This is a genomic window from Arthrobacter sp. Leaf234, assembly GCF_001422665.1.
Lineage (GTDB): Bacteria > Actinomycetota > Actinomycetes > Actinomycetales > Micrococcaceae > Arthrobacter_D.
This window is the reverse complement of the sequence record NZ_LMLU01000006.1, coordinates 20134-45782: the sequence shown is the minus strand read 5'-3', so window position 1 is coordinate 45782 and position 25649 is coordinate 20134. Positions and strand designations below refer to the sequence as shown.

Below are 25649 nucleotides of genomic sequence, written 5' to 3'. Positions count from 1 at the left end.
GTCATGAGTTCTTCTCGTAGTACCGCCCGCCAGCTCGGCACCGCCGTCCGGGCCCTCATCGTCCTGACCCTCGTCCTCGGCATCGGCTACCCGCTCGCCATCACCGGCATCGGCCAGCTGGCACTGAACGACCGCGCCAACGGCCAGCCCCTCGCCGTCGACGGAATCCCCGTCGGGTCCGCGATCATCGGCCAGGCCTTCACCGACGCCGACGGCGCGGCCCTTCCTGAGTGGTTCCAGTCCCGTCCGTCCGCGGCCGGGGATGGGTACGACGGCGGCGGGTCCGGCGGCAGTAACCTCGGCCCCGAGAACCCCGACCTTGTCACGGCCGTCGAGGAGCGGCGGGCCGCTGTCGCCGAGCTCGAAGGCGTGAATCCGGCCACGGTTCCCGCAGATGCGCTCACAGCATCGGCGTCGGGGCTCGACCCGCACATCAGCCCCGCGTACGCGCAGCTGCAGGTGGCGCGCGTGGCCGCTGAACGTGGACTTGACGAGGCCGACGTCGAAGCCCTCGTGGGGGAGAACACGCAGGGCCCCGACCTCGGCTATCTCGGAGAGGCCTCGGTCAACGTGGTCGAGTTGAACATGGCCCTCGCTCAGCTGGACACTTAGGCCCATGACACGAGGCCGATTGAGGGTGTTCCTGGGAGCGGCACCCGGGGTGGGCAAGACCTACACGATGCTCGAGGAAGGCCGCCGGCTCCGTGGTGAGGGACGCGACGTCGTCGTCGCCGTCGTCGAGACGCACGGGCGTCGCGCCACTGAGGCCATGGCCGACGGGCTCGAGGTGCTGCCGCGCCGGACCGTGAATCACCGCGGCGTGCACCTCACCGACCTCGACCTCGAGGGTGTCCTGGCACGTCGCCCCGAGATCGCGCTCGTCGACGAACTCGCCCATACCAACGCGCCGGGAACCGGGCATGAGAAGAGATGGCAGGACGTCGAGGCGCTGCTCGACGCCGGGATTGACGTCATGAGCACCATCAACGTCCAGCACATCGAGTCCCTCAACGACGTCGTGGAACGCATTACCGGCGTGCCCCACCGGGAGACCATTCCCGATGAGGTGCTCCGGAGGGCCGACCAAGTGGAGGTGGTGGACCTGGCACCGGAGGCTCTGCGCGGGCGGCTCTCCAGTGGCTGCATCTATCCGTCGGGGCGGATCGACGCCGCGCTGTCCAACTATTTTCGGGTCGGCAATCTCACTGCGTTACGCGAACTCGCGCTCCTGTGGCTCGCCGACGAGGTCGACAGCGCACTGCAGCGGTACCGCGCCGAACAGGGCATTGACGACAAGTGGGAGGCACGCGAGCGGGTCGTCGTCGCGCTCACCGGCGGGCCGGAGGGCCGCACGCTGCTCCGCCGCGGGGCGCGGATCGCCTCGCGGTCCGCGGGAGGCCAGCTCCTGGCCGTGCATGTGACGAACCAGGACGGCCTGCGCGACGCCGATCCGGCAGAGCTCGCCGCCCAGCGGGCCCTCGTGCAAAAGCTCGGTGGTACCTACCACGAAGTGGTGGGCGATCAGACGTCAAAGGCCCTCGTGGACTTTGCCAAGGGCGCCAACGCCAGCCAGCTCGTCATCGGCGTCAGCCGACGCTCACGTCTTGCGGCGCTGTTCACCGGGCCTGGGATCGGCGCCACGGTGATCCGGGAGTCGGGCGAGATCGACGTGCACATGGTCACTCATGCGGCGGCCGGCCGCAGGTTCGCGCTGCCGCACGCCGGCGGGGCACTGTCGTGGCGGCGTCGGGCGCTCGGTGCCCTGGTGGCTCTGGTCGGCGGTCCGCTGCTGACACTGCTGCTGACACTTCTCCAGTCTGAGGAGTCCATCACCGGGGACGTCCTCAGCTACCAGCTGCTGGTGATCGTGGTCGCCCTGATCGGCGGCATCTGGCCCGCGCTGTTCGCCGCCGTCCTATCCGGGCTGACACTGGATTTCTTCTTCATCGACCCGGTCCGAACTCTCACCATCGGCGAGCCGGCGCACTTCACTGCGCTCATTCTCTACATCGTCAACGCCGTCCTGGTCAGCTACGTCGTCGATCAGGCTGCGCGTCGCACCCGGGCAGCGTCGCGCGCCGCCGCTGAATCCGAGCTACTCGCGACCATAGCGGGAGGGGTGCTCCGCGGGCAGGACACGCTGCAGGCACTGGTCACCCGGACCCGGGAGGCCTTCGGGCTCGACACCGTACAGCTGCGGCTGGCCGACGGGACCCTGCTGAGCAAGGCCACCTCCCTGCCCCCATCGCCCGGGCAGGCCGATCCAGTGACTGTCCCCGTGGGCGAACGTGCAGTCCTGGAACTCGTTGGCCGGCCTCTGGCAGCTGCGGACAGGAGACTCCTCGCCGTCATCACAACCCAATTGGACACAGCCCTCGAGTACCGGGATCTGTCCCGGGCCGCGAGTAAAATAGGCCCCCTCGCCGAGGCCGACCGGGTACGCACGGCCCTGCTGGCCGCCGTCGGGCACGATCTCCGCCGCCCCCTCACCGCCGCAACCACTGCCGTCACAAGTCTCCGATCAGCTAACATCACCTTTTCCCCGCGTGAGCAGGGCGCGCTCCTGGAGACCGCCGAACAGAGCCTCGGAACCCTGTCGAACCTCGTGACCGATCTGCTCGACGTCAGCCGTATCCAGGCCGGAGTGCTCGGCGTCGTGCTGGAGTCCGTGCGGCCCGAAGACGTCATCCTCCCCGCACTTGAGGAGCTCGACCTCGGCCCGGGTGATATCGAGCTCGACTTCCCTGCCGAGCCGCAGCTACTCCTTGCCGATGCCGTCCTGTTGCAGCGCGTGCTCGTGAACCTGCTGTCCAACGCCATCCGATACGCCAGCCACGGGGAACCACCGGTACTGTCGGTGAGCGATTTCGGCGGGCGAACAGAACTACGCATCATCGACAGCGGACCCGGCATCCCGGACAACCGGAAAGACCAGGTACTCATGCCCTTTCAACGGCTGGGAGACACCGACAATGACACCGGCCTCGGGCTTGGTATGGCCCTTTCTAAGGGCTTCGTCGAAGGCATGGGCGGTCGGCTGAGCCTCGAAGACACCCCCGGGGGCGGACTCACCTCCGTGGTATCACTGCCGCGCGCGCCACAACCGCACGAGGCACTACACACTGGGAACAGTGTCGGAGCGGCATGAAAGTCCTCATCGCCGACGACGACCCGCAGATCCTGCGGGCACTCAACATCACGTTCACGGCGTCGGACTACGACGTCGTCCTAGCCGCCGATGGGGCTGCAGCCCTGCGGCGCGCGGCCGAGCACCACCCCGACATCGTGGTGCTGGACCTCGGCATGCCCCATCTCAGCGGCATCGACGTCATTCATGGGCTGCGCGGCTGGAGCACGGTACCGATCCTCGTGATCTCCGGGCGGACGGACTCGATCGACAAGGTGCAAGCACTCGACGCCGGGGCGGATGACTACGTCACCAAACCGTTTCTCACGGACGAGCTGCTCGCCCGGGTGCGGGCCCTCACCCGGCGGCGCCTACCCGCACAGGATGAAGCAGTCATGAGCTTCGGAGACGTGCGCGTGGACCTTGCCGCCAAATCCGTGACCAGGACCACCGACGGCACCTCCATCCACCTCACGCGCACCGAATGGCGGCTGCTCGAAACGTTGCTGCTGAATGCCGGACGGCTTGTAGCCCAGGAGAACCTGCTGACCGAGGTCTGGGGCCCAGAGCATGTCCGTGACTCCGGCTACCTCCGCCTCTACATCCGTCAACTGCGTAAAAAACTCGAGCCAGACCCGAGCACACCCCGATACCTACGGACAGAAGCGGGAATGGGATACCGGTTCATCGGGAACGGCCCCTAATCGCATGGCAACTGGGGCAGTAGGGCTGCTCTTCAACAGGTGAGGACGGGATGACTCCACCAATCTCCTGCCCGAACAGCGTGAAGACAGGTGAATGGTGAACAGGTCGCGATGGAATTCACTGACTCGGCGCATCAAGATCCTGTTAAGACCCCCTCTGCTCGCTGTTCGTAGAGTCGAAGGAGCGGCTGGTGTGGAGCGCCCGACGGTGCGCAAAGTCGTAATGTGGGTTGCGCATTTGAGCCCTCGCCACCCCGCCCGGATGATCATCTTCAGTTTTCACGGAAGCGATCCTGATCAGGACTGCGCTGCTGATCCTCCCCACCTCGAAGGTCGGTCCGGGCGCTTGTGTTGGGGATCCTGACGATGGTCGTGGGCGGCACTTTGATCGTGCGGGGGTGTGGTGGTGAGGGTTTTGATGAGCGTGACAAGTGCGTTGTGAAGCTCGTTGCTTCCGGAGAGGTTGCGGTAGGAGCGCTGTTCGAGATTGTTCGCTTCGGTGAGGACCAGCTGACCGGCGGTGGTCATGCTGATGTGTAGGCCGCGGGTTCCGGGGGTCTGTGGGGAGTTCGTCAGGTATCCGCTCGCTTCGAGTGAGCGTAGCGTGCGGCGGAGAGTCTGGGGTTCGACCCGGATCATCCTGGCCAACGCGGCCTGACTTGTCGTTCCTCCCGCGTGCAGGGCCTGAAGGGTGACAAGTCCGGCGATCGTCAAGTCCAGACTTTCCAGCTCGTTGTTCAGAGCGTATTCCCATAGGCGTGCAGCCGTGCTCAACAGTCGAGGGTCCGACCATGTTTCCGGTTCCGCTGTGCTGATTCTGGACGTCATTGCGCGCCCTTCTTCCCTCGTATGCCGTCCGGTTGCTGTGGCTGCTCCCTCTGCCTTCGGCCCTCTTGCTATTAGCCGCGGTCAGAAGCGGCAGGACTGAGGCGCGGCGACAGCGGGGGCAGTGGTGGTGTGGGAGCCGAAGGCCATCTGGAGGTGTCTCCAGATGGCCTTCGACCAGGATCAGCTACTTCTTGAAGGCGTCCTTCACGTTCTCGCCGGCATCCTTGAGGTGGGCCGTGGACTGCTCGGCCTGACCCTCAGCGCGCAGTCGGTCGTTGTCGGTTGCGTCGCCGTAGGCTTCCTTGGCCTGGCCGGTGATCTTCTCGGCTGCGTTCTTGATCTTGTCGTCAAGTCCCACGGTGTTCTCCTTTGTTGTGTGATGGGTGCTTCTGATGGGCCGGTCCAGTAGGTGGGCCGGGGTCTGGGTGTTGCCGATCGCTCAGCGGCGGCGGTGGGGCTTTTTGGGGCGTCCTTCGGCAACGCGACGCCGCTCCATGTAGCGGCCGAAGAGTGCGGTGGCGATAGCGATGACAATCTTTTTCATGGGTTCCTCAATGCTGTGAGTGGATGGGAATTGATGCGAGCGGACATGCGCGGATGCGTGCGGGTGTGGACTGATGAGGCGTGCGGATCTTAGGTGTGAGCTGAGGATGGTTGGAAAGTGACGGTGTCGTCGTTTTTGGGGTCGGCCTTCACCTCGATCGCGATACCGAGTGATGCTGGCCCTCTGCCGAGGGTCAGGTTCAGGTCGTTGGTGATGCGGTGCTCGACATCGGCAATGACTCTGGGCAGGTCGGCGTGGGACGTCGTGGTGATGCGGACGGTGATGTCCGGGGCGCGGGAGGAACCTCGGATGATTGTCGTTGCTCCGGTGACGTCCTCGAGCTCTTCGACCCGATCGCTGATGGCGTCCTCGAGAAGGCCCGGCTTCAAGACGGTCAGTCCCCGGTTGTCTGGATCCTGGAGCTTCAGGTCGGACGCTCCATGTTTGCGCGGGACCTGGGCCAGGAGCCAGAGGACGCAGAGAATACCGATGATGATCCCGGCGATCACCAGGACGGCCGCGATGGTGGTGGTTGTTGCGGGTTCGTGGTTCAGGTTGAGAATGGGCTGGTCACGCTCTGGTGCGCGGATTCCGGCGACGGTGCGGCCTTCGAGTAGTCCGAGACCAATTGCCGCCGTGACTCCTGCGCCCAGGACGAGGATCACGCCGATGATGCTGAGCCAGACGCGGTTGAGGCGTCCTGCGGTGTGTCGCATGAGAGGTCGTCTTCCTAGTTGTTGAGCGTGCTGGTGTTCACACGGATGCGTCGGGCATTCTTCAAGTCCAGGGAGTCCACCGTGGCCCGCAACCTTTGGTGGACGTCCTTCTGGACCTCGTCGTGGTCCAGCGCATAGGTGCCGATGCGGATTCGGGCCTGTCGCCCTTTGAGGGAGGCTCGGGCGGAATCGACGCCGTCGATGGTCATCGCCCGGTCCTCGAGGTAGGTTCTCAGTCCCCGGCCGGTCAACGCCGCTTCGGATGCACCCTCGTGTTTCACCAGGTGCGCGTCGTGGCGTCCCGGGATCAGGGCGGTGATGATGAGCGCTACGCCGATCAGGGCGACGGCGATGGAGGGGATGTATGCCGCCTGCGCCGACCATGGCACGCTCACTGCGCCGGTGACACCTTCGGTAACCGCAGTGTTTCCGCCGGTCAGGGCCGTGATGCCACCCCAGACCGCCGTAACGGCGGCCGCGAGGAGGACCAGAGCGACGATAGAAGCCGGGACGCTGCGGCTGGGGCGCTTGCGGATCGAGCGTCTGGTCGTCGGGGTGCTCATTGCAGGCTCCTACGTGATCGTTCCGTGTGGGGGGTGAGGGCCCGGATGGTGATGTCGATGCGGCGCACCTCAAGGCCGGTGGCCTGCTCGATGGTGGCGGTGACATGCCGGCGGATTTCTGCCGATCGCGCAGCGACGTCCGCAGGGAAGCCGAGCGCTACGTCGAGGAAGATTGTGACGTCCTTACCGCTCAGGTTTACCGCCGCCTGTGGTCTGCGGTCCCGGCCATGAGTCCGGCCAACGCCGAGCACTCCCCCACCGACACCATCGAGGAATGGAAGTTCATGGGCGCTCTGGGCCGCTAGCTTCTCGATGACCTTCTTGTTCATCGTCAGCACGCCCCGACCAGCTGCAGCCGACCCATTCGCTGGGTGTTGTTCGGCGCCTCGGTGGGCTGATCGGGCCGCGTGGGCTTGCGAGGCTGACGCATCCTGTCGGGGCTCCCGGTCCGTCACCGTCCCGGCCCTTGCTGGCTGTTGCGCTGCCCGGCGCGGCCTCGCTTCCCTGGCCCTGGTTGTGGGATCCATGGATCAGTTCCTCTTCGTGCGGGAACCGGTGAGCTGGCTGAGATCAAGATCGCCGTCCAGGAACCGGCCGATGAGCAGGCCGACGGCGGCGAAGATGATGACGGCGAGGAACTCCAGGAAGCCCCCGAAAACGGCGACGAAGCCAAGGAGGAGACCTACGAAGAGTCCGATAGTGCTGCGTGACACGGGCGTTGTCCTAACGGGGAAGAGGGTGCAACGTGGATGGGGAGTGTGCGGGAGAAGCAGGAAGATGACCAGCGGTCACCGGACAGGTGCAGAAGTTTTCAGGGCACCGGCCCGATGACCGCACGTCCGTACTGAACGCCCGGTGGTGGACCAAGCAATCAGGAAGGCAAGCCGGAGGGCAGGGCCGGCTACTGGAGTTCCTTGCCCGTCGAGGAGGTCTTCGCGCCGTCGGGATCCTCGTTGTCGTCGTCGCTCGGAAGATGAACGTCGGTGACGGTGACGGTGACGTTGACCTCGATGACCTCCAGGCCCGTGGCGCGTTCGACGGAGCTGATGATGTTTTCGCGGATGGTCTTGCTGACCTCGACGATCGATGCCCCGTACTCGACCACGATGGTGACGTCGATGGCGGTCTGCTTCTCGCCCTTTTCGACACTCACGCCTCCGGAGGCGTTGGTCTGCGAACCGGGGATACGCTCAGTGATCTGATCGAAGGCGCGACGGGCGGCGTTACCCATGGCGTGAACGCCAGGAACCTCGCGGGCCGCAACACCGGCGATCTTCTGCACGACCGTGTCAGCGATGGAAGTGTTGCCCTGCGCGGTGTGAAGGCCCGAGGAATGAGCCCCGGTCTTCTCGGCGCCCGCCGGCGTTGGAGCTTCTGCTCGGGATCCCTGGCCGTTGGAAACGGGGTGGGTGGGATTCTCAGTCATCGACATGCTCCTTCTGTTCGAGCGCATTGCGCTCCCTATGGGGATAGGTCACCCGGTGATCGGGCACACAGAAGAAGAGGCTGACGGTGCGGGGGAACACGTGCTGCTTCTTCGGTACGCGCCCCCGCATAACCGTTGATGACTTGCTCTGAACGCTACCCCAGAGGTCAAAATCAAACAAACTAGGTAATCTAGCTATCAAATTTGTGACACAGATTGCTGAATCTGGCACGGTGGAGGGATGATGCGGGGGCGCAATCTCTGGGCCTCCTATGCATTGATGGCAGGCAGGTCAGCACGATGGACAACCCCAAGAAGCAGGGCAGCACGCCGTCGAAGGAGCAACTGCGTCACGTAGATGGCATGGTGTCCAACCTCCGAGAGATGCGTCAGCTCACCAACAAGGCGTACCGCGACCAGCGCGATGCGCGGAATCTCAATGACAAGGACATGGCGACACTGGGTTACCTGTCCCAGGAGTGGAACGACGGCAAGGCGGTCAGTCCGAAAGACATCGCCACTCACCTCGGGCTATCCTCCGCGACAACGACCGCCGTGCTCGATCGCCTGGAAGCCGACGGCTACGTGACCCGGCGCCCAAGTAGCACCGATCGCAGGGCCGTACTGCTCGAACCGGCGTCCTCCATGCGGGAGTGGAGCGAACAGAACCCGGCAGCGCTGCTGCGAGCGAGTTTCCTCGACATAGCAACAAACCTCCAGTGCGCAGACGTCATGATCATCGAGAACTACTTCGCTTCCGTCCTCAACGACATCCGACGACGACTCACCTAGACCAACGACCCTCCCCCGAGGCGCCGACCGCCACGCTCCGCCCCGGACAGGAAGGGCCATGGCAGGCATCTGATCGGTTGGGTGGTGACGGAGAATAGTGTCAGAGGGCTTCGTTACTGTCCTCTTCTGAGGTCCGGGTTAAGCAGCTAGCTCGAGGCAAGTCCGTTGAATGGGTTACATCATCGCGGACATCATCCTCACCACCACGGCCCACGACTAACAACCCGCCACCAGCCACACATCACTCGCCACACGGGTCCGGTAACGCAGCTTCGGTCAGTGGTCCTCGCACGAGCGCGTCCCGCGGATACCAAGGACGGTCGGCCCGGCCCGAGTCCTCGTCGATGTACTCGGGCATGTGCAACGTCACCCCCACACCCGGTAGTTCGGCCCTGTCCACCCTTGGACTTGGGGAAAAGAAACCAGCACTAATTGCGGCACGCGCCTAAACTGAAGGGGTGCCGTCCGGAACTGGGCGGCCTCTTTTGTTCTTCTTGATGGTGCCTGCAGCAGCTGAAGCCCGCATTGTTCGGCGGAGCCCCAGACCTGTCAGGGGACACCCATGAACACTCCTTCCACCGACGACACCCGCCCAACCTCCGGTAGCGCCCGGCCTCCCGGCACGGTTCCTGGTTCCGATCAGGCCCAGATCGGAGACGAACTCTTCCAGGCCGTCGTGGACAGCGGCGACCTCATCGGGTACCTGGACCATGTGACGAGTTTGGCGGTCGACGTCCTGCGTGCGCCCGGCCGCACTGTGTTCTGCGGCGTGACGGTGCTCCGTTCGAAAAAGGCCGCCACCGTTGCCAGCAGCAGCGAACAAGCCCGCCGGATGGACGAGGTCCAGTACAGGTACGACGACGGCCCCTGCCTCACCGCCGCCCGCGAGGAACGCGAAATCTACATCCCCCAGGTCACATCACTCGCCGATAGTTCGCCCTACCGGCAGGCGATGGAAGACCACGGCGTCCACACGGTCCTCGCGGTACCGATCATCCTTCCCGGCGAGACCTACAGTGCCCTGAACCTCTACTCCGACACCGACCATGCCTTCAACGACAACGCCCGGCACATCGCGCACCGGTTCGCCAACCAGGTCTCGGCAACCCTGGAAATCGCCATCCGCATGACCGGCCTCGTCGACGCCGGCGAGGATCTACGCGCGGCGATGAAGAACCGCGCCACCATCAACACCGCAGTCGGGATCATCATGGCGCAGAACACCTGCTCCCAGGAAGAAGCCTTCGCCATCCTCAGCCAGGCTGCCAGCACCCGGAACATCAAAATCTGGGCCCTCGCCGACACCCTGATCACCTCCGTAACAGGCAACCGGTCAACGCCATCGTAGTCATCAACGCCGCCGTCCACGCCGGCCAGGCCCTGACCGGACATTGAACTGGGCCCCTGCTACTCACTGACATGGTTCCGGGCTCTTGCACAGCAGGGTAGGGAGACGCTCGAACGTCGGAACAGTACCGCCAGGTCGTGTCGAAAATTTCTGGCACTCTACCTGCCCGAGTGCTAACATTTTTCGTAGTTGAGCGAAGGATGCTCAACCTTGGAGAACCAACCACCTGTCGGTGGCATTGCGAAGGAGTTGATTTCAGTGGCCATGAAATTTGATCCGTTCCGCGAGCTGGACCGCGTAGCCGGCGCCCTGCTGGAGAACCGACCCGGACTGCGCCTGATGCCGATGGACCTGTACCGGGAGAAGGACCACTACATCCTCTCCGCGGACCTACCAGGAGTTGATCCCGGCTCGGTCGACATCGACGTCGATGGCCAGCTCCTGACCATCCGCGCCGAGCGCACCCTGCGCGGGGCCGAGGGCGTGAAGTGGCTGACCCGGGAGCGTGAGGGCGGCTCGTTCCTGCGCCAGCTGAACCTCGGTCAGGGCATCGACACCGAGGGCATTTCCGCCCGGTACGACAATGGCGTCCTGAACGTGATGATTCCGGTCGTCGAACGCGCCAAGCCCCGCAAGATCGAGATCGTCAGCGGCGAATCCTCCGCGCCGGTCGAATCAGCAGCAGTCGAATCTTCCGCGTCCGATACCGAACGCCAAGGAGCGGTCGAGGCGTAGCGCCCCCGTCCCTTCCCCTGTCGGTCCAGAGGAGAGCGCCGACCTCGTCGGCGATGGAGCGGAAGGCGGCGAAGTCGAGCTGCCGCGGGTAGGCCGACCAGAACTGATCGCCAATAGTGCCTACAAGGGGACGAACCAGCCGGGGCACCCCGCGGTGTACGGGTGCGGAGTACGGGTAAGGGCTACTCTTCTCAGTTTTCGTCGATCCGCGGTATCGCGGCCCCGACGATTTTCAAACCGCGCCTCGTCACGTTCGTCGACAACTACATCCAGGGCGAGCAGGCCCGCGAGCCCGGTGCTGTGCTCGGCGGCGTGCCCCCTCCGGGACCCGCCTCCTACCGGACGGATACCAATAAGCACCCAAGCCACAAACCTGCGGAGAACCCTCACCTGACAGGTCCCATTTGACCGTGGTCGTCGGCAATTCAGCAGTCGCACCTAGGCGCGGCGAATACGAACGGGCAATGGACTCTCTGGTCAGAGTCGTGGTTCAGGTGTTTCGGTGGCTCGAGATGAGCATCGTGCCAAGGCTCTTCACCCGGCCAGGGGACGAGTAGCCGGTGCCCAGGGCGGCAACGATGGTGCCCTGCAGGAGGATCATCCAGCTCTCGGCGAACTCCCGAGGATCAACAAGCCCCATGTCGACAGCCGACTGCTCGGCCTCGTCGCGGATCTCGCGCAGATATCCTGCGCTGGCGCGACCAACAGGGTCATCCGGGCCGGCCTCCAACAGGGCGCGAATGTAGGGACACCCCCTGAAGTCCCGCGCGCGGAACCATTCATCGAAGATGTCGAAAATGGCCAACAGCCGGCCCTCCGGGGTGTCGGCTCGCTCCTGCGCTTCAGCAGCCAGGTACCCGATCGTGAAGAGATCCTTGCGTTGTTCCAGGAACGCCAGAATCAGATCGTCTTTCGACGGGAAGTGGTCGTAGAAAGAGGCTTTCGCCACCCCGGCAGTCCTGATGATCTCGTTGATCCCAACTTGACGGACACCCCGGTCGACAAACAGGTTGTATGACGTGTCAAGGATTCGTTGCCGCACGCTTGAACCCGGAGCTTGTACAGACATATCTCGACGCCTCCTCTTTCCGCATACTGAGTAATCCGCGTAATCCGCCGAAGCGGGTAGACCAGTCTGTCTGGTAGGCGCTGATGAGTCCACCCCGGGAGCCCGAGACGCAGGTTGCCGAGTGAGAAAAGATTCTTTCAGATCAAAAGAGCGGGGTCGCCAGCGCAGCCGGCCAAGCCCTCACCGGCGCCGTCCTCCCCCGCCCCATCAGCATAAACGCATCCACCGCAATAGGGGCAGCCGCAGGCTCCACAGGGCGCCCACCTCAAACCATCCGCATCACATCGATAGTCACCAACGCCGCCGTCGATGCCGGCCGCGCCCACCAAGCCTTGACTCGGCACTGCACCGACCCCTGGCCGGCAGGACAGTCCAAGGATCTTCTGTCGGGTCCCCGAAGGAGACATGTCGGCGTCGGTTGGATGCTCCGCAAGGTGCGGAGGTGACTGCCGCTGTCACTGACAGGCACGTACGATGCCCAGTAGATCCTGTTTGCGACACTGTCCGAGCCGGATCGGATCGGGGTTGAGCAAGCGGCCTGCTACCACCGAAGGGGTATCCCTTCTCTTCTGACAGGTGAAGGCTGACCATGAATCCGCCGCTCCCCTCCCCCGACCCGAGTAGCTCATCACTGCCCGCTTCGGAACTCATGACGATCTTCGGGCGCACCAACGGCTACCTCCTGACCGAACAGACCGTGCACGAGGCCGTTGAAAGCCTGGCCGAGGTTGCCAGAGACATCATCGGGCCCGCGACCGGCGCCGGCGTGAGCATCATCGACCAGAACGGAGCCCGCGTCAGCGTCGGCGCGACCGACCCGCGCGTGCTCGAAGCCGATGACCTCCAATACACCTTCAACCAGGGTCCCTGCATCAGCGCATGGTCCACCGGACACCCCGTCAACATCACCGACACACACACCGATGACCGCTTCCAGAAACGGACGACCGCGGTGACCGAACTCGGCATCCGCTCCTGTCTCAGCGTGCCGCTGCTCAGCAAGTCCACCGGCCTGGGAGCGATGAAGGTATACTCCACCACCACCGACGCCTTCACCAACGGGGACGAGAAACTGCTGGTCAACCTCGCCAAGTCCGCGGCCGCGCTCATCGGGCACATCCAGGCCACCGACACACCACAACGCATCAGCAATGACGTCAAAACATCCCTCGCCGAACGCGACACCATCGGCGTCGCCCGCGGCGTCCTCATGGAACGCTTCGACCTGGACCGACCAACAGCCATGAGCTACCTCATCGAACTCGCCACGGACGCGAACACCACCATTGGGGCGATGGCCACCATGATCAGCGAGCGTCAGGACGGTATCGGCGCTACCAGTGAGGCATAGTGCGCAAGTACACGCCCGAAGAGCAGCGCCTCCACACCCTGCACGCCGTGGAACAGCTCGATCTTGGTGTGCACCAGGTCTGGATTCGCTACTTTTCCATCGGAGGCGTCGCCGACGAATTCGACGTCGATGCCTACCTCCACGGCCTGAAAACCCTCACAACACTGGACCGGGACCTCGTCGCACACGCAGTCAGCGAACTCATCAAAGAAACACCACCCCCACCGACCGCGCCCTACAGCGACACATAGCAGCCACGCTGCTCCGCGCAGCGAACCTCCTGAACGCAGGTGTCAGCAGGTGATGGTGTGGGTCAGGGGTGTGTCGCCCGTCCAGGTGCCGACGCGGGCGGTGAGGTTTAGCGTGAAGGACCCGGTCCTTGACGTGGTGCGGGTGATGGTGGTCTGGGTTGCGGTGAGGCTCTGAGGTTCCGCGGACAACGGCATGGGCGAACCCCTGCGGGTGTACTACACCCGCTACTTCCCCGCCGACGTCGTCCTGTACACCGGCGCCCTCGCCCTGGCCGGCCCTCCTGACCGGGGATGTGCCCACAGAGCGGACATCAGGCAAACTACCCACAAGCGCTATGAGAACTGCACCACGTACCGCTGGGGCTCATGTCTGCTGAGGGTTTTCCAGCTTGAGAAGGTTGTCGCACGCCCGTAGAACTGGTGTCTTCCAAGACGTTTCCTTGTAAATGCCTGTGAGCAAGAGGACCATCGGTGTTCCCAGGCACCTCGGACCTTGGAGGACGACATGTTTGCTGGTTTCCGCTTGGTCCAGCCTCAGCCTCAGCCTCAGCCTCAGCGAAAACGACGAGGCCTGATGCAGTGGGGCATCATCGCTCTTCTGAGCATGTGTGGAACGCTCGCTATCCCCGCAACCGCCGCGGTCGCCGGCCCGGTTGTCGACTCATCAGGGTTCACCCCAGAGCCCCCTCAAGGAGCGGAGTGCCGTGAACACGGGACGTCAGTCCTGTGCCGCACCCGCTTCTCCTTCATCGAGGACGCCACGCCTGCCTTCGAGACGCCGTGCGGATGGATCTACGAAAACTCCGTGATGCCTCGGGACATCTACACCGAGTACGTCGACGGTCTGCTGGTTGGCAGGCATGTCACATCTCGCGTGAGCGGAACTTGGTCCTTGTCGCCCACAGGCAGCGATCCCACCGTCCGCATCATCGGAGGCTGGAACTGGCGGACTGAACTCGCTGTGCCCGGTGACGAGTCCACCGCGATGATCACAACCCACGGGAATCAGCTCAAGATCAGCCACGGCCTGTCGCGGTACGCCAACATATCAGGGATCTTCTACCCCAACGAGGAGTACCACGGCGTTCTCATCCTGAGCATTTTCGATTCGGCCGAAGCCCAAGAAGCGCTCTGCGATGTCCTGACAGGCTGATTCACACCATCTCAGTGAGACACCGCAGGCCGCGTGGAACGAATCCACGCTGTTGACGCTATGAGTCGAAGTGCGTATCGGGCTCGTTGCCGCCGAAGCCATTCGGTTGGAACTTCGTAGTGGTGTTGAAGTGATGAAGTCCTTGCTGAGCTAGGAAGCCAACGAGCAGGGCGATAGGAATTCCAGCAAAGATCTTGGCTTCAGTCGGTACCAGGACACCTAGTGCTGAAGCCGTAACGGCAAGGACGAACGCCGTGCCTCGGGCGTATTCTTAGAACCAGCGTTCATCTCTTCACGATGGCACTGGTCGTGGTCTCCCAGACGTCACCGATCCGTCGGTGCATCCTCGGGAACTTTCCCGGATCCCGATCTTCGCGATGACAAGAGACCATGATGGGCAGCAAGAATTTCACCGACCGACCGGCGATGAGACCAGCCTTGCGATCGTCTGGTCGTCGTCGCGCGAACCGTCGCAGTAATCCTCACTGGCATCCTGATAGCAACGCTTAGCGCTTGCACCCCCGCCGGGGATCTGGGTGCCGAGAATGTCTGGTCTCTAACAGGCTCGAATCCATCGGTCGGTGATGTCGTGCTCACTGCCGAAGACGGGGCCCAGTGGACGGACGAGGGTCTACATGTCGATGGCACCGGTTATGCCACCACCTCCACATCTGGTCCCATCGCGACAGATTCGAGCTTCACCGTCAGCGCTTGGGTCCGTCCAACGAAACAACCAGGGGAGTATGCCGACGTCCTGAGCCAGGCAGGAGATATCGCCGGAGCGTTCTTCTTAGGAGTGGCCGAAGGATTCTGGTCGTTTTCGGTCAAGCCCGAGGACGGAAACGGTGGCGATTTCGTAACCAACAGGGACCGCGCGACGCAGGTGCGTGTAGAACCGGCAACATGGGTTCACCTCACAGGGGTATAAGACGCCGACGACGGGCGAGCCAAACTCTTTCTCAACGGTTACCCGGTGAGCGACCAGGAAATCGCCACGGACCGCTTATACGCAGCGGAAGGTCCACTCCTGTTCGGCCGCACAGGCACGCCGTCAACCCGCCGGATTCTTCGACGGGACCATCACCGACACGCGGACCTGGACATGGGCCCTGAGCGAAGACGAGGTCGCTGCTGCCGCGCAGGCCAAGATTCCCGAGGGCGCGTCCCTGTATGAACCGGAGAAATCCGCCGCTTTCACCTGCCCTGAACCCGGTGGCGGCATCTGCCTGGGCACCCTCGCAGCGGGCACCTACACAACGACGTCCTTCGAACCCACACTCTCGTACACAGTGCCCGAGGGGTGGACCAATGGTGAGGATCTGCCAGGTCAGGTGCTGCTAAGCCGGACCGGCGATACCGATGTGGACACTTGGGGCGGGAGCTACATCGGCATCTACCAGAACGTCCGCGCGCCGGCCCCCTGTGGCGAGAAACCCCAAGCCGGGGTTGGTACGAGCGCCACGGACCTCGCAGCTTGGTACCGGACGAGACCGGGCCTTCAGATCGTGCGCGATGTTCCAGTAACTGTAGGTGGCCTGACCGGTACAGCTCTTGACCTGACCGTCGATCGTGGTTGGACGACCTCCTGCCCACCCGGAGCACTGAATGCTATTCCTATCCTCATCGGCGGTGGAGTCTCTGATTTCCACCACGTCATCGGCCCCCCCCTGGAAATGCGCCTCATCCTCCTTAACTGGAAGGACGGCAACGTCGCGATCGAGGTGACCGCCCTCCTCGGACAACACAGCCTCACCAACTACCTCCACGAAACAGGCGCTGACGCGATCGTCAACTCTTTCGACTTCGCGTCCTGACGCGGACAATCCCGAACGCGACGGCCTCCACCGAGACCAACCAAAACTAGAGAACGACAAGTAGTAGAGATTGGCACCCCATACCCGTCCGCAGGCGTTGCATGACGTCTAGACCCTCGAACACTTCTGTTGCGGAAGCCTCAAAAGGACCCCAAAACAACACGATCTAAGCCTGTGGATCTTGGCTCTTCTTGGCGGTGTTTTGTGATCGTTCGGTGTCGCTAGTTTCCGATGACGAGGATGCTGGCGGCTGCTTCGATGACGTCGTCGGTGATGGTTTCGAGTTGGTTGATTTTGAGGACGCGGGTCACTTGGGGGAAGAGTCGCTCGAGTAGTCGGAAGTTTCCTCGGGTGATGCGTTCGACCGTGAGAACGCGTTGATGCTGGCTGGATCCGTCCTCGTCGACGTCTCCGCAACCACGACGACTACGCCGCTTGTCCTATCCACAGCTCATACTGCGGCACACCAGGAGTTGCGCAGGAAGCCGGACAAGACCACAAATCCGAATCTGCGTCCAACAACATTGACCTACCTTACGTATGGTAGGTACTCTGTACCGATGTCCTCTAAGCCTGAAATCCTCGATCATGCCGTCGCGGTCCTTCGCAGAGGGGAATCGCTGACCCTCGACGCCGTCGCCCGCGAAGCTGGCCTCACCAAACCCGGGGTGGTGCATCACTTCCCGACAAAGGAGAAGCTTGTTGTTGCGGTGATGGACCACATCACGGATCGGTGGGAAGCCGACCTCATCGCGCAGGCACCGGAAGCTACTACACCTGTGGAGAAGCTGCGCTCCTATGTCGAGTACGCACTGACCGGCGACTTCGACCACAGCGATCTCACCTTCATGGTCGACCCGCGCATACGGGACCAGCTCGCTGAACGCTGGGTCACACGCCTGAATCCCTGGTTCGGGGACACCCTCGAGGGCACTGCCGGGCAGCGCGCATCCCTTCGTGCAGCCCGACTGCTGGCTGATGGTGCCTGGCTGAACACCGCGCTGAACATCACTGCCGTGCGCGAGGACGAGAACACCCTCGTTCGACAGATCGCCCAGCGACTCATCACCGAAGGAACCACCTCATGAACAAAACCAGCAAGGGCTGGCTGCTCCTGATCGCCGCCATCCTCAGTGAGGTGACCGGCTCACTGTCTCTGAAGGGTGCGCTCGAGCACCCTGCCCTGTACGCCGTCGTAGCCGTCGGCTACCTCGGCGCGTTCGCGCTGCTCGCCGTCGTACTCCGCACCGGCATGGCGCTCGGAGTCGCCTACGGCATCTGGGGGGCGAGCGGCGTCGCGCTGACAGCGATCGGATCGCTGGTCATCTTCGGAGAGCCGATCACCTTCCTCATGGGCGTCGGCATCATCGTCATCATCGCCGGGGTCCTCTGCATCGAACTCGGAGCCCAAGCCGCACACAAGAAAGCCGAGACTCTCTGATGGCCTACCTCTTCCTCATCGGCGCGATACTCTTCGAAGTCGCCGGCACCGTCAGCCTTCGCCTCGCCGTCGACAACAAACGCTGGTACGGAGCCGTCGCCGTCGGCTACCTCGTGGCTTTCGTGATGCTCACCCTCACCCTCGCCAACGGGCTTCCCCTGGGAATCGCCTACGGCATCTGGGCAGCAGCCGGCGTCGCCCTCACCGCCATCATCTCCAAACTCCTGTTCAAGGAACCCCTCACCTGGCTGATGAGCCTCGGGATCGTCCTCGTCATCGGCGGCGTCCTACTCATCGAACTAGGCGCAGCACACTAAACAGGCCGTCGAGCGGCCTATGCTGTGAGCACAGGCCCGTCAGCTGGGGCCACCCAGCTTGGAGGAGACTGCCGCCCCGAGAAGCGCCGACCGAATCAGAAGAGGGTTGGGGCGTTGGGGTCGATACCGGTGAGCAGGGGCCGGATGATCGGCTCGTTCCATCCGTGCTCGAGGAGGACTGTACGCAGCTCGACTGACTGGGCGCGGAACTGGGCGCGGCCGACACCGCGCCACCGGAAGGTCGAGGCGTTGGCGTGCCGGCCCTTCTGGGACCGGTCAAGCATGTTCAACGCCTGAGTACCGGGCAGCAGATGCGTGTCCGCCCCGATGCTGGCATGGACGTAGAGCGGCACGTCGCAGACGTGCATGAGCGCGATACCTGAGTGCAGGGCCTCCCCGGTGAGGTGTTCGTAGGCGTAGCGTTGCGGCCGCAGGGCGCGTTGCTCGCCGTCCCTGGTAACCCAGAACCGCCCGTAGCCGTCGTCGGCCACGGCACCGGTCCAGATCCAACAGTCATGCGGCCGCGGGCCCTTGACGACTTTCTCCCAGAACCGGTCAGCCTCTCCCCTGCGCGTTCTCATCCCTAGCTACCTCGGCCAGGACGTCATCGGACGCGTGCCGGTCGACGGACGATTGGCCGGCGACCCTCCATCCGCACCACGCCGACAATCACCAGTGCAGCTGCACTGATGACTAGCCACTCGGCCCACCATGGGCTGTCGGAGACGGCGACCGGGACGAGGAGCAGGAAGAACCAGAGTGCGATCGCCAGGGCACCGGCGACCTGGTTGCGGACCTGCGGCGGGATGGGCAGCAGCAGTAGCGGCAGCCGGAGGATGGCGCGGACGAACCGGTAGCTGTACCGGATGCTCGAGGTGAGCAACCATCGGATGATTCTGATCATCATGTTCTCCTGGTCGCCGGCGGGTCTTGCCGGGTGATTTCAGCTTCGATGGCTGTGAGCCTGGTGGCCTGGTATGGGTGGCTTCGGAAGAGGAGCCGTAGGCGTCGGTGCTGTGTCGGTTCTGGTGCCTCCCGGTCCCATACTGCGAAAAGGGCTTGAGCACTCGACACGTTGCCGTGCTGGCGTGCAGCGAAACGATCCGCCCGTAACTCGCTTGTGCGGCTGTTCGCTCGAAAGATGAGGTACGCGGCCGAGGCGACGATCGCACCACACCCCATCGTTACCCCTCCAGGAGTCATATCAGCGTCAGAGGTGTCCGCGGTGGCGGCCGCAATGAGTCCAGCGAATAGCAGGAGTGCTGCGAAGCTCAGCCCGGCGAGGTACTGCCGACGTTTCTGCTTCCACCACGTCTCGTCGGCAAGGTGGCCCAACTCGTGTGTCACTAGAGACTCGAGGACGTCGGAAGGCAGTTCGCGCAGAGCGGCCTCGGTGATCTTGATCGTTGGCACTCCACGGATCACCTGATAGTGGGCGTTCGCCTTAGGTGCGCCCGGCCTATCTACCGTTGGGGCAAGCTCAACTGCCGGTGATGGAAGACCTGCTTGTGCCGCGACTCGCTCGACGATGACGCGAGCCTCCCCTAGAAGGTCATTACTGGCTGGCCGGTTGCGTGGAGTCGTCATGCGGGAGCCATCCGATCCAGCGCCCGGTACAGAGTGGTGCGGTCGATGTTCAGACGCCGGGCGACTTCGGCCTTCGGGACGCGCGCCTCGATCAGGTTCCGGGCCTCGAGCAGTTGGTCATCAGTGAGCTTGCGGGACCGGCCCTGGTAGGCGCCGCGCTCCTTAGCTGCCCTGATGCCGTCGGCTTGCCGCTCCCGGGTGATCGCACGCTCAAGCTGCGCGAAGGACGCCATGATGTTCAGCTGGAACTCAGCGAACGGATCCGCGCTGCCAGGGGTGAACGTCACCCGTTCGGCGATGAACTCCACGGTCACACCTTTGGCGGTCAGCTCCCCCACTATCTGATTGAGATCGATGACCGATCGAGCCAGCATGTCCATGGACGACACAACGACGGTGTCACCGTGGCGGGCATACCCGATCATCTCTGCGAGGGCGGCCCGGCCGGATCGTTGCGCATCAGATTGCTTCTCCTCGAACAGCCGATCGACGCTGCCAAGGCTGGTCAGCTGACGGGCGAGATTCTGGTCAACGCTCGACACACGGGCATATCCGATTCGCTGTCCGATGTGTTGCGTCATGTCTAGACCTTCGCACAGAAGTGTGGCGAAAACCAGAAAACGACCCTAAAGCAACACTAATACTGTGAGTTTCCGTCAAGATGGCGGGCTTTTTGGAAAGCTTGGCGGGGCCGGTAGCTGCTCCCGCGCACAACATTCTTCAAGGGGTTTGGGACGGCGGTCTTGGCTAGTCACGATCACACCGGAGCAGCAAGCCAAAGATCGGGTCCGAAGACTTCGTACTGGATGTTCCGTGAGGGGACGCCGGCAGCGATGAGGTCGGAGCGGGTGTTCTGCATGAAGGGCAGCGGCCCGCAGAGGTAGTACTGCGCTCCAGCTGGCAAGTCCATGCCCGTGACATCCGTGGGCCCGGTCCGCTCGGTGATTGTCTCGAGGTGCTCAGGGTCGGCCTGGGTGTACCAGGTGGTCAGGGTGGCATTCGGGAGCCGGTCGAGGTCGGCCTTGATTTGCCCTCGGAGGGCGAAGAGTCCAGGGTTCCGTGCTGCGTGCAGGACGGTGACCTGCCGGCCCGAAAGTAGGCCAGCGATTCACCCCCGCTCGTGGCTGGGCGTACGAGTGTTGGTGGGATCAGGTCAGAGCTGTTGGTTCCCGTGTCCGTCGTGAACGGTGGCGTTGGATGGTGGTGGCAATCACCGCAGTGGCTGTGAGTGTTGTCGCCACAACTAGTGGGAGCCATGCGGCAGGCGTGACAGTGGGTCCTGCGATGGCTGTCCCTGCGGATCCGGCGGCGATCTTCAGTGCACCTACCCAAATGAAGACCTGTCCGCGGATCTCGATGGGTGCGTACTCACTGCGTGCGGCGAGAGTCGCTGCGAAGAAGAGTGCGTTGGCGACCCCGGCAGGCAGAAGGCGGTGAGCGCTGTCGGCAGCGTCGGGCCGAATGCCACCAGCATCAGTGTCGCCGCGACGAGTGCGGCGAGGGAGCTCATGAGTGGGTCGGCGTCGCGGCGCAGCGGGCGGATCATGAGCACTGCCGATCCGAGGAGATTACCTACCCCGTACGCGGCGACCAGTGTTCCAGCGGTTGCTGCCCCGCCAAACACGGGAGCTAGTACAACGGCGTAGATCGGTAGCACGGCGACCGAGAAGGCGACGCTCACGGTGAGGCCGAGCGTGCGGCGAAGCGGACCAGCGTCCCAGATGAGGCGTAGCGTCCGCGCCGGCGAGGGTACGTCCTCCGGTTTGTCGGGTGGTTCCTGTCGAGGTAATGCGAGGACCGCTCCGGCGCCGAGGATGGCGGCACCGGCCAGGACCAAGGTCGCGGTGAGCGGGTTCGATGCCGCTGCGATCCATGCGACCGCTGCGGGCCCGAGGGTGCCGCTGATTCCGTAGCTAGTGACGTCCCAGCTTTGTGCCCGGCGCTGACTGGGCTGCTCGGGGCCGGCGATAGAAGGCAGGCGACTACTGATCCCACCGGTGAGCATCGGACCGAAAAGGCCGGAAGCAAAGAGCAGCACGGCCGGCCACGCGGCTCCGGCGACCGGCAGCAGCACAGCGGCGGCGCCAAGCAGCACACCGTGGGCAACAGCAGAGAGCGCAATGACGATGCGCCCATCCCGGGCCGTGTCGAGGCGCCGCGCGATGAACGGACCGAGCAGGTGGGGCGCAGTGATCGATGCTCCGAGAAGCCCGGCTACCGAGCCCGACATCCCCTGGGCATGTGCGAGCAGCACAATGGCTACGACCGCCCCACCATCAGCGCTGCGAACGAGTGTTGCGGCGAAGACGTATCGCGCCAGCGCCCCAGCCGAGCGCCCCTTCCCGACCTGCGCGTTCGCGGAAACGCCGGATGATGACCCGTGATCAACCCCCGGAGGAGCTACAGGGCGATCGCTATCATCTGAGCTCGAGCTCATCGATGATCCTGCTCACTTGAGCCCGCTGGCCTTTCGTCAGTCCTTGGATGGGAAGCGGCAGGCATGATTCTGTCGCCAGGCCAAGCTGTTCTGCTATTGCCGCTACAACCCGCAGGCTTCCGCCGAATTCGGTGAAGAATTGCCAGAGGGGTGTGAGGCGTTCAGACTCGGTGATCGCGTCGGAGACCCTTCCGTCGCGGGCGGCTCGGGTGATCCGTAGGGCAGGGTCGGGCAGGGTGCCCCCGATGACGGAGTACCAGGCATCGCATCCGGCGGTCAGGCCGGCAGCGGCCCTAACGTCACCGGAGACTCCGATCGTTACGTGCGCTGGCACGGCAGCCCGAATCTCCCGGATTCTCGCTTGTGCCTGGTCCGGGTCGGCGGGTACGCCGGGGATCTTGATGGACGCGATGCCGGGCAGGTCAGCGATGCGTCCGTAGAGTTCGGTGGTGAAGGTGAAGTGCGTGGTAGCGGGATTGTCGTAGACGATGACCGGTAGCGATGAGCGCTCGGTGACGGTCCTGAAGAGCTCGAACACGTCATCGTCGGTGAGGGGCTGATACGTCATCGGGGCGAGCAGGAGCCCGGAAGCTCCCGCCGCCTCGGCATTCTCAACGTTTTCGAGGACGTGCGAGGTGCGTAGCGCCCCGACGCCGATGAAGACCGGCGTACGGCCGGCGTGCTCCACGGCGAGCTGGGCGCCCCGGCTCCGCTCCGTCGTGCTGAGGTAGGCGTAGGAGCCGGTGGAGCCGAGCGCGGTGATCGAATCGACCTTCGCCATGGTGAGCCGTTGGATCAGGCGGACGAACGCTGTCTTATCGACCGCGTCATGCGCTAGGGGGGTCAGGGGAAAAGCACTCAGACCGGTGAACATCATCCTCTTCGTTCCTTTCAACGAATTTTTCTAGCGGATGCTGTCAAGATCCGCGTGGCTGCTCGCCTGCTCGAAGGGTTGGTGGTCGCGCTTGCCATCGCGTTGCGCCGCGGCACCGGCGAGGACGACGAGCAGGATGCCGACGAACTGGAAGGCCGAGGGTTGCTGGTGCAGGATCAGCAGCCCAAGTAGGACACCGAGCGCGGGTTCCAGGGCCATCAGGGTTCCGAACGCGGTCGGTGTCATCCGACGCAGGGCCAACATCTCCAGCGCGAACGGCAGGACAGGCAGCAGGATAGCCAGCCCGGCCGCGGCGGCGAGGACTCCCGGGGTGATGTGCCCGGCGGCCTGGGAAATGCCGATGACCGCGGCGGTGAGAGCCGCGATGGGAACGGTGAGTGAGAGTATCCCGATGCCGGTGAAGCGGCCACCAATCCGCTGGGTGAGCACGATGTATGCGGCCCAGGCGAGGCCCGCGAGGCCCGCGAAGCCGACGCCGACAGCGTTGAAATCGCTCTCCCAGGGCTCGGTGAGCAGCACGACCCCGCCCAGTGCCACGACCGGCCAGATGAGTGCCCGTGCATTGTGGCTGCGGACGGCGGCAACGGTCAACGGTCCCAGGAACTCGATCGCCACGGCCGTCCCGAGCGGGATGTGCTCGATCGCGGCAAGGAACGCAATGGACATCACGCCCGTCGCGATGCCCAAAGCCAGTAGGGTCGGCACGTCCTGGCGGCGGATGGTGCGCAGGGGTGGGCGAACCAGTGCCAGGAGGATGAGGGCTCCCAGACTCAGTCGTAGCCAGCCGGTACCTGCCGGCCCCACGGCGGCGATCATGTCCATCGACAACGCCGAACCGAGCTGGATCGACAGCATCGCTGCCAAGGCCAACCCCCACGCCGGTAAGGGAACTGCCGTGCCACGCGATACACCGGAGGAGGCGGGGGTGGTCATCGCAGGCCTCCCGGGATTGAACGGCCGCCCAGGATCAGGCGGTCATCGCCAAGAGGTACGTGATCTTGTCGCGCCGCGAACCCGCGCGGGTGGATGGACATATCAGTCTCCTACGGACAGGGTCGTGTCAGCGGCGATCAGCCGGCTAGCAATCTGCACGTCGGGGCCGAAGCGCAGCAGGTGAGAGGCGAGGTCATCCGCGGCGGCATGAAGTGCCTCATCGCCCAGAGGTTCGAGCGCGTCGAGGATAAACAGAGCGGTGGTCGTATCGTCCGTGAGTTGAGTGCGGCGTCCCTGGCGCCAGTTCCAGCGCCTGCACGTCACTCCGGCGTCATCGCCCCAAATGACCTCGCCGGAATCGGGATGTTCGATGACGGGGGAACCACCGGCGACGGTATCGAAGGGTTCCGCACCTGTGGCACGAACCAGGCGGGGCGAGCCGGCGTAGCCGGTCAGATCCTCCCCTCCCAGCGGAACCTGATGGAGCACCGAGACCGCGTTGTAGAGGTCGGTGAGACGGTTGACCCGGGGCAGACCGGACTCGGCGCGGCGCAGCAGCGACTCCAGGCTATTGCGCGTGCGCTGCGGCTTGGCGCCAAACGACCGATACGCCTCCCGCCACGCAGCCACGTGCGGCAACTCCTCCACAGACCGGCCGCCGAGCACTTTGCGGGCCGAAGCTTCCGCCGCCTGGAGCAGCGCCTCACCGGCCTGGTCGCTCGGGCCGGGGACGAGCCCGTCGACGGCCAGCAGGACAGCTCTGTAGTCGGACCGCAACGAGAACACGTCAGCGCCGACGACACTGCCGTCGAGGAACTTCTGAAGGGCGCTCAACTCCATCATCGGGCTACCTCCGGCCGGTGCCCGGACCCGACGCCGGGTTCGAAGACCGCCAGGCAGAATCGTGCCTGTTCGGCGCCCGGATTGGTGTAGGAGTGGGCGACGTCGCCCGGGAACGTGATTGCGTCCCCGGTCCCGAGGAGAAACGACTGCCCAGCGGTCACCACCGTCACCGTGCCCTGCTGCACCTGCATCAGTTCCTTCGTGCCCGGTGAGTGAGCTTCGCTCCCGTGATGGTCCCCAGGACCCAGTGTCCAGTCCCAGAGCTCCACCACGTCCGGCGATTCAGTGCCGCCCACCAATACTCCGCGGCCACCGAGCTCCCCGCTCCATAGGATTGCACCCTCACCATTCCGGACGACCTTCACCGGCTTCGGTTCGGGCGACTCGACCAACGCCGGCAACCCGACACCGAGGGAATCGCTAATTCTCAGCAAGGTCCCCACACTGGGATTCGCGGTGCCTTGCTCGACGTTGACCACCATCCGTCGGCTCACGCCGGCCATCTCCGCCAGCCGATCCAGAGTCCACCCCCGGGACTGCCGCTCCTGCCGCACTCGCCCACCGATTGCTGCCGCGAGGGCAGTCGTACTAGCATCCATAAGTGCAGTATAGTGCACCATTCGTGCATTGTTGTACGCGTCAATTCTTTGCCATCCTTACCTAATCAGAACGGGGAGGAGGAGGCCTTATGGTCCATGGATGAAGAGCGACCGAGCGGTCGGCTGCAACTTACTGTGCGCTGTCGGCCGCTTCCGTATCGACCTGTGGTGGCAGC

At 64.0% G+C, this 25649-nt stretch carries 32 protein-coding genes and 1 pseudogene; 14 read left to right on the top strand and 19 right to left on the bottom strand.

All coding sequences use genetic code 11. The features are described 5' to 3' along the window. The first annotated feature begins 3 nt into the window (after positions 1-3). The 3 genes from kdpC to ASF21_RS11085 are packed head-to-tail and all read left to right on the top strand — an operon-like array spanning position 4 to position 3831. Positions 4-612, top strand: coding sequence for a potassium-transporting ATPase subunit KdpC (gene kdpC, locus ASF21_RS11095; RefSeq protein ID WP_055770988.1), 609 nt, complete (start codon positions 4-6; stop codon positions 610-612). A 4-nt stretch (positions 613-616) separates the two neighbouring features. Next, positions 617-3148, top strand: coding sequence for a DUF4118 domain-containing protein (locus ASF21_RS11090; protein WP_055770987.1), 2532 nt, complete (start codon positions 617-619; stop codon positions 3146-3148). Further along, positions 3145-3831 carry a response regulator gene (locus ASF21_RS11085; protein ID WP_055770982.1) on the top strand — a complete coding sequence of 229 codons (687 nt, stop codon included), beginning with the start codon at positions 3145-3147 and terminating at the stop codon, positions 3829-3831. Before ASF21_RS11090 ends, ASF21_RS11085 begins: the two co-directional genes overlap by 4 nt. Positions 3832-4128: 297 nt before the next feature. Here ASF21_RS11085 and ASF21_RS16905 read toward each other — a convergent pair whose 3' ends face one another. From ASF21_RS16905 to ASF21_RS11055, 7 genes are all read right to left on the bottom strand, one after another. Further along, positions 4129-4659: a MarR family winged helix-turn-helix transcriptional regulator gene (locus ASF21_RS16905; RefSeq protein WP_157365877.1), complete on the bottom strand. Its 531-nt coding sequence runs from the start codon at positions 4657-4659 to the stop codon at positions 4129-4131. Positions 4660-4843: 184 nt separating this feature from the next. After that, complete coding sequence (locus ASF21_RS16550; protein WP_082471492.1) at positions 4844-5017, bottom strand: CsbD family protein; 174 nt, start codon at positions 5015-5017, stop codon at positions 4844-4846. A 275-nt stretch (positions 5018-5292) separates the two neighbouring features. Next, complete coding sequence (locus ASF21_RS11075; protein WP_157365876.1) at positions 5293-5868, bottom strand: hypothetical protein; 576 nt, start codon at positions 5866-5868, stop codon at positions 5293-5295. 65 nt (positions 5869-5933) lie between these two features. Then, positions 5934-6482 carry a DUF6286 domain-containing protein gene (locus ASF21_RS11070; protein ID WP_055770974.1) on the bottom strand — a complete coding sequence of 183 codons (549 nt, stop codon included), beginning with the start codon at positions 6480-6482 and terminating at the stop codon, positions 5934-5936. Further along, complete coding sequence (locus ASF21_RS17055; protein ID WP_235498936.1) at positions 6479-6811, bottom strand: Asp23/Gls24 family envelope stress response protein; 333 nt, start codon at positions 6809-6811, stop codon at positions 6479-6481. Before ASF21_RS17055 ends, ASF21_RS11070 begins: the two co-directional genes overlap by 4 nt. 201 nt (positions 6812-7012) lie before the next feature. Then, positions 7013-7195, bottom strand: coding sequence for a DUF2273 domain-containing protein (locus tag ASF21_RS11060; protein WP_055770968.1), 183 nt, complete (start codon positions 7193-7195; stop codon positions 7013-7015). A gap of 188 nt (positions 7196-7383) precedes the next feature. Next, complete coding sequence (locus tag ASF21_RS11055) at positions 7384-7908, bottom strand: Asp23/Gls24 family envelope stress response protein (RefSeq protein ID WP_055770965.1); 525 nt, start codon at positions 7906-7908, stop codon at positions 7384-7386. Positions 7909-8208: 300 nt separating this feature from the next. Here ASF21_RS11055 and ASF21_RS11050 point away from each other — a divergent pair, with 300 nt between their 5' ends. The 3 genes from ASF21_RS11050 to ASF21_RS11040 all read left to right on the top strand — a co-directional run bounded on the left by ASF21_RS11050 (position 8209) and on the right by ASF21_RS11040 (position 10783). Then, a complete protein-coding gene (locus tag ASF21_RS11050) occupies positions 8209-8700 on the top strand; it encodes a MarR family winged helix-turn-helix transcriptional regulator (protein ID WP_082471490.1) in 492 nt (163 codons plus the stop codon). Positions 8701-9262: 562 nt separating this feature from the next. Beyond that, positions 9263-10048: a GAF and ANTAR domain-containing protein gene (locus ASF21_RS11045; protein WP_055770959.1), complete on the top strand. Its 786-nt coding sequence runs from the start codon at positions 9263-9265 to the stop codon at positions 10046-10048. Positions 10049-10312: 264 nt separating this feature from the next. Further along, entirely contained in the window at positions 10313-10783 is a 471-nt protein-coding gene (locus ASF21_RS11040; RefSeq protein ID WP_055771547.1) for an Hsp20/alpha crystallin family protein, read from the top strand. A 490-nt stretch (positions 10784-11273) separates the two neighbouring features. Here the strand turns inward: ASF21_RS11040 and ASF21_RS11035 are convergent, their stop codons facing one another. Beyond that, entirely contained in the window at positions 11274-11852 is a 579-nt protein-coding gene (locus ASF21_RS11035; RefSeq protein WP_055770956.1) for a TetR/AcrR family transcriptional regulator, read from the bottom strand. A gap of 589 nt (positions 11853-12441) precedes the next feature. Here ASF21_RS11035 and ASF21_RS11030 point away from each other — a divergent pair. The 5 genes from ASF21_RS11030 (at position 12442) to ASF21_RS16900 (ending at position 16421) form a co-directional block, all read left to right on the top strand. Then, positions 12442-13203, top strand: coding sequence for a GAF domain-containing protein (locus ASF21_RS11030; RefSeq protein WP_082471488.1), 762 nt, complete (start codon positions 12442-12444; stop codon positions 13201-13203). Then, positions 13203-13454 carry a hypothetical protein gene (locus ASF21_RS11025; protein ID WP_055770951.1) on the top strand — a complete coding sequence of 84 codons (252 nt, stop codon included), beginning with the start codon at positions 13203-13205 and terminating at the stop codon, positions 13452-13454. Before ASF21_RS11030 ends, ASF21_RS11025 begins: the two co-directional genes overlap by 1 nt. 574 nt (positions 13455-14028) lie before the next feature. Beyond that, entirely contained in the window at positions 14029-14607 is a 579-nt protein-coding gene (locus ASF21_RS11015) for a hypothetical protein (protein ID WP_055770943.1), read from the top strand. Between the two features lie 589 nt (positions 14608-15196). Continuing rightward, on the top strand, positions 15197-15535 hold the full coding sequence (locus ASF21_RS17570; protein WP_162237541.1) for a LamG-like jellyroll fold domain-containing protein: 339 nt from the start codon (positions 15197-15199) through the stop codon (positions 15533-15535). A gap of 745 nt (positions 15536-16280) precedes the next feature. After that, positions 16281-16421, top strand: coding sequence for a hypothetical protein (locus ASF21_RS16900; protein ID WP_157365875.1), 141 nt, complete (start codon positions 16281-16283; stop codon positions 16419-16421). A gap of 221 nt (positions 16422-16642) precedes the next feature. On the opposite strand, the pseudogene ASF21_RS16530 reads toward ASF21_RS16900, so the two are convergent. Then, positions 16643-16786: pseudogene (locus ASF21_RS16530) on the bottom strand (ATP-binding protein); the annotation flags it as partial. Between the two features lie 195 nt (positions 16787-16981). Between ASF21_RS16530 and ASF21_RS11010 the strand changes: the two are divergent. From ASF21_RS11010 to ASF21_RS11000, 3 genes are read left to right on the top strand one after another with little or no spacing between them, the layout of a single operon-like run. Beyond that, positions 16982-17509, top strand: a complete 528-nt coding sequence (locus ASF21_RS11010) for a TetR/AcrR family transcriptional regulator (RefSeq protein ID WP_055770941.1) — start codon at positions 16982-16984, stop codon at positions 17507-17509. After that, positions 17506-17862, top strand: coding sequence for a DMT family transporter (locus tag ASF21_RS11005; RefSeq protein WP_055770939.1), 357 nt, complete (start codon positions 17506-17508; stop codon positions 17860-17862). The genes ASF21_RS11010 and ASF21_RS11005 overlap by 4 nt, the downstream gene beginning before the upstream one ends. Then, complete coding sequence (locus tag ASF21_RS11000) at positions 17862-18179, top strand: DMT family transporter (RefSeq protein ID WP_055770937.1); 318 nt, start codon at positions 17862-17864, stop codon at positions 18177-18179. The genes ASF21_RS11005 and ASF21_RS11000 overlap by 1 nt, the downstream gene beginning before the upstream one ends. 95 nt (positions 18180-18274) lie before the next feature. On the opposite strand, the gene ASF21_RS10995 is transcribed toward ASF21_RS11000, so the two are convergent. The 10 genes from ASF21_RS10995 to ASF21_RS10960 form a co-directional block, all read right to left on the bottom strand. Next, the gene (locus ASF21_RS10995; protein ID WP_055770935.1) at positions 18275-18760 is read right to left on the bottom strand and encodes a hypothetical protein; all 486 of its coding nucleotides are present in this window, start codon (positions 18758-18760) and stop codon (positions 18275-18277) included. A gap of 23 nt (positions 18761-18783) precedes the next feature. Beyond that, positions 18784-19086: a hypothetical protein gene (locus ASF21_RS10990; protein ID WP_055770932.1), complete on the bottom strand. Its 303-nt coding sequence runs from the start codon at positions 19084-19086 to the stop codon at positions 18784-18786. Continuing rightward, positions 19083-19766, bottom strand: a complete 684-nt coding sequence (locus ASF21_RS17565; protein ID WP_082471485.1) for a M48 family metalloprotease — start codon at positions 19764-19766, stop codon at positions 19083-19085. The genes ASF21_RS10990 and ASF21_RS17565 overlap by 4 nt, the downstream gene beginning before the upstream one ends. After that, the gene (locus ASF21_RS10985) at positions 19763-20347 is read right to left on the bottom strand and encodes a recombinase family protein (RefSeq protein WP_055770928.1); all 585 of its coding nucleotides are present in this window, start codon (positions 20345-20347) and stop codon (positions 19763-19765) included. The genes ASF21_RS17565 and ASF21_RS10985 overlap by 4 nt, the downstream gene beginning before the upstream one ends. A gap of 176 nt (positions 20348-20523) precedes the next feature. Continuing rightward, positions 20524-20676, bottom strand: coding sequence for a hypothetical protein (locus ASF21_RS16895; RefSeq protein ID WP_157365874.1), 153 nt, complete (start codon positions 20674-20676; stop codon positions 20524-20526). Positions 20677-21090: 414 nt separating this feature from the next. Continuing rightward, positions 21091-22203: an MFS transporter gene (locus ASF21_RS10980; RefSeq protein WP_414826628.1), complete on the bottom strand. Its 1113-nt coding sequence runs from the start codon at positions 22201-22203 to the stop codon at positions 21091-21093. After that, on the bottom strand, positions 22184-23077 hold the full coding sequence (locus tag ASF21_RS10975) for a dihydrodipicolinate synthase family protein (RefSeq protein WP_200914829.1): 894 nt from the start codon (positions 23075-23077) through the stop codon (positions 22184-22186). Before ASF21_RS10975 ends, ASF21_RS10980 begins: the two co-directional genes overlap by 20 nt. 30 nt (positions 23078-23107) lie before the next feature. After that, entirely contained in the window at positions 23108-23953 is an 846-nt protein-coding gene (locus tag ASF21_RS10970) for an EamA family transporter (RefSeq protein ID WP_055771546.1), read from the bottom strand. Positions 23954-24133: 180 nt separating this feature from the next. Beyond that, positions 24134-24874 carry a B3/4 domain-containing protein gene (locus tag ASF21_RS10965; protein WP_055770922.1) on the bottom strand — a complete coding sequence of 247 codons (741 nt, stop codon included), beginning with the start codon at positions 24872-24874 and terminating at the stop codon, positions 24134-24136. Next, entirely contained in the window at positions 24871-25473 is a 603-nt protein-coding gene (locus tag ASF21_RS10960) for a helix-turn-helix domain-containing protein (protein ID WP_055771543.1), read from the bottom strand. Before ASF21_RS10960 ends, ASF21_RS10965 begins: the two co-directional genes overlap by 4 nt. Positions 25474-25649 lie beyond the last annotated feature (176 nt).